General features: G+C 35.0%; 3 protein-coding genes. All 3 read right to left on the reverse strand.

The annotated features are described in order from the left end of the window. Positions 1-499: biotin carboxylase N-terminal domain-containing protein (locus tag ACTG3S_RS11430; protein WP_439129481.1), on the reverse strand; the 499-nt coding region annotated here is incomplete at its 3' end. An 81-nt stretch (positions 500-580) separates the two neighbouring features. Continuing rightward, a complete protein-coding gene (gene accB / locus ACTG3S_RS11435; RefSeq protein WP_439129482.1) occupies positions 581-1,060 on the reverse strand; it encodes an acetyl-CoA carboxylase biotin carboxyl carrier protein in 480 nt (159 codons plus the stop codon). A gap of 27 nt (positions 1,061-1,087) precedes the next feature. Beyond that, positions 1,088-1,438 (reverse strand): 3-oxoacyl-[acyl-carrier-protein] synthase III C-terminal domain-containing protein (locus ACTG3S_RS11440; RefSeq protein ID WP_439129483.1); only part of this gene is annotated, 351 nt, incomplete at its 5' end.

The raw sequence follows: 1,438 nt of genomic DNA on the forward strand, positions 1-1,438 counted from the left end.
CTTTACCACCACCACCTGCAGAGGCTTTTAACATCACAGGATACCCTGTTTCTACAGCTAGCTTTTCACATTCTTCGAAGTTTTCTATAACTCCCTCAGAACCAGGAACACATGGTACACCAGCAGCTTTCATAGTTGCTTTGGCATTCGCTTTGTCTCCCATTTGGTCAATCATTTCTCCTGTAGCACCAATAAATTTTATATTGTGCTCTTCACAAAGTCTAGAAAATTTTGCGTTTTCAGATAAAAAACCATAACCAGGATGAATTGCATCTGCATTTGTAATTTCTGCTGCTGCAATTATGTTTGGCATTTTTAAATAAGATTCAGAACTTGGAGCAGGCCCAATACAAACTGCTTCATCTGCAAACCTTACATGTAGGCTTTCTGCGTCTGCAGTAGAATATACTGCAACCGTTTTTATACCCATTTCTTTACAGGTTCTAATAACACGTAATGCTATTTCACCTCTATTGGCAATTAATATTTTTTTAAACATAATTTAAGAGTTTTAAATGATGAGTTATGAGTTATGAGTTAGAAAGTCTAAAATCTAAACTCTAAAAATCGAAACCCTTTATTATGATGGATCTACTAAAAATAATGGTTGATCAAATTCTACAGGTGTAGAGTCGTCTACTAATACTTTAACAATCTTACCTGAAACTTCAGATTCTATTTCGTTAAATAATTTCATAGCTTCTATAACACATACTGTATCTCCAACACCAATTTCTGCACCTACTTCTGTAAAGTTTGGTTTGTCTGGTGATGGTTTTCTATAAAAAGTACCAATAATTGGAGACTTAATTGTTATTAGTTTAGAATCGTCATTTGCATTTGCAACAGGTGCTGCAGGAGTCTCTGCAACAGGTTGTGCTGGCGCATGTGCTGCCACTTGTGGCGCTCCTTGCATTGGTGCTGCTTGCACAATAGTGGTTTCTGTTTTACCAGATCCTGTTCTAATAGTAATTTTTACATCTTCCATTTCTAGTTTTACCTCGCTTGCGCCAGATTTAGCTACAAATTTTATAAGATTTTGAATTTCTTTAATATCCATTTTTCCTATTGTTTAGTTATTTGTTTATTATGAATTGTATGCCCATTTAAGGTAAGCTGCTCCCCATGTGAAACCACCACCAAATGCGGCAAAAATTAAATTATCTCCTTTTTTTAATTCTTTTTCATAGTCTGCTAATAATAGCGGTAAAGTAGCAGATGTTGTATTTCCATATCGATGGATGTTCATCATCACTTTTTCTTCAGAAACACCTACTCTATTAGCTGTTGCTTGTATAATTCTTTTGTTTGCTTGGTGTGCAACCAACCATTGTATGTCGCTCTCTGATAAATTATTTCTTGTTAGCATTTTTTCTGCAACGTCTGCCATATTAGAAACTGCATATTTAAAAACGGTTTTACCTTCTTGATAGACAAA

This window comes from Polaribacter sp. (assembly GCF_965656025.1).
GTDB lineage: Bacteria > Bacteroidota > Bacteroidia > Flavobacteriales > Flavobacteriaceae > Polaribacter.

What these genes read in the sequence shown, in the direction of transcription:
- accB (WP_439129482.1), bottom strand. Translation starts at nt 1,060, where the DNA reads ATGGATATTAAAGAAATTCAAAATCTTATAAAATTTGTAGCTAAATCT.